Annotated in this window: 2 protein-coding genes; both read right to left on the minus strand. The window is 64.5% G+C overall.

Going from position 1 to position 1,773, the window contains the following annotated elements; translation table 11 throughout:
• Positions 1–166: 166 nt before the first annotated feature.
• Positions 167–1,261: an ATP-NAD kinase family protein gene (locus Q0520_RS10275; RefSeq protein ID WP_298669746.1), complete on the minus strand. Its 1,095-nt coding sequence runs from the start codon at positions 1,259–1,261 to the stop codon at positions 167–169.
• 83 nt (positions 1,262–1,344) lie between these two features.
• On the minus strand, positions 1,345–1,773 hold a 429-nt coding region (locus Q0520_RS10280), incomplete at its 5' end, for a transposase (protein ID WP_298669749.1).

Consider the following 1,773-nt stretch of genomic DNA (forward strand, 5'->3'; position numbering starts at 1 on the left):
GTAACTGACCATGGCGGACGGTCGTCCGGCCTGTACACCATGCCCGGCAGTTTCACGATAGATAATAGAGATTCTGCGGAAAAAAACCTGTGGTTTACACGTTGGAGAATCGCTCATAAAACGAAGTTTCAGGCGGTTCTTTGAGAACCACCTCAGAGGTTTCGATCTATGCCGACGGCCTGAGGAGGGGCATCAACCTCGCAATGTGGTAGCCGCAGACGACGGAGATCTTCTCGCCGAAGACGGCGTCGAGAGCGGGGTCGCCGGTGTCCACGAAGAGGGCCGGCGTGGCGGCGAGTTTGCCGGGCGTGGCGACGACGACGAGGTTTTCCGGCCCCGCGGCCCTGAGCACCGCGGGGGTGATCGGCCCGGTGCCCCGGCCGAGGACGGCGCCCTGCGCACCTATCGGGCTGACGATGATCCGGCACCGGCCGGCGCGCCTGATATGCGCGAGGAGGGTCGCCTCGTCGGCGTCGGGAGCGGCAACCTTCCCGTCCACGATGACGTCCACGCCGAGGAGGGTCGCCGCGGTCCCGGCTTCCCTCGCGATCGCCGCCGTGGTACTCCCGGCGCCGAGGACCACGCACCCGCCCGACCGGATCAGGTCGGCCATGAAGCGGGCGATGCCGTCGAGGGCGGCGGCCTCGTCCCCAAAAGAGGCCTCTTTCCCGCACTGCACGCGGCCGGGGAGGAAGGGCACCCTGGCCGTCGCATAGAGGCGGGCCCGCAGGTCGCCCTGCCTGTACGCATCCTCGTCGATGTCCATCACCTCGGCCTCCCTGAGGGCGTAGTCCCCGGCAAGGACCTCGCCCACCGCGGTCGGCCGGACCGCAAAGACGCCGGAGTACATCTTCACGCCCGCGGGGATGCCGAGGATGGGGGTCTCCCCCGCGGCCGCGACGACGTCCCGCGCCGTGCCGTCGCCGCCGCAGAAGAGGATGAGGTCGGCGCCGGCGTCGATGCAGGCCCTGACAGCGTCCCTGGTGTCTTCGGCCGTCGTCTCCCTGCCTCCGGGGGTATGGACGACCCTGCAGTCCCTGATACCCGCGGCGTCGAGGGCATCGGCCCCCATCGCCCCGGCGGAGGTGAGGACGCGGAGGGGGAGGCCCCGGAGAGAGAGGAGGGCCTCGACGGCACGCTCATGCGCCCGCGGCACTGCACCCCGCCGCCGTGCCTCGTCCGCCGTCCCGTCCGTCCCCTTCAGGCCGACAGTACCGCCGAGGCCGGCAAGGGGGTTGACAACAAGCCCGATCGTCGTCATGGAGATGGAGAGTATGCCACCGGAGAGGGAAAAAGATGTGTCAACTACCCCGCACCTGTTGGCCGGGGCTTGTAGCTGCACTCTTACGAGTGCGCTCCATTTGGCTGGTTGACAGACAGCCTGCTCAGGCAAGATCTACCTGCCTGAGCAATGTTTCGAGCAGCATTGAGGTCAGCATGGAGTTGGAATCCACATTTCCGGCACCGGAACGACGAACCTTCCCGGTTTCCTTTGTAGATATGCCCACACACCGAGCACTTCTGCGAGGTGTATCGAGCATCAACAAAGATAACCTGCTTTCCCAGAGCCTCAGCCTTGTACCGGAGAAATTGTTCGAGTTCATAGAAGGACCAGGTGTTCAGTTTCCGGTTGAACTCTGTGCTTCTCCTCTTCTGAACCCTGATCTTCGAGAGGTCTTCGAGAGCGAAGACCGTGTACTCGGAGTTCACAATCTGCTTCGAGATACAGTGATTTGTATCAGTCACAAACCGTCTTTCCCGTCCGGCAATCCT

This window comes from uncultured Methanofollis sp., from assembly GCF_937919355.1.
Taxonomy (GTDB): Archaea; Halobacteriota; Methanomicrobia; order Methanomicrobiales; family Methanofollaceae; genus Methanofollis.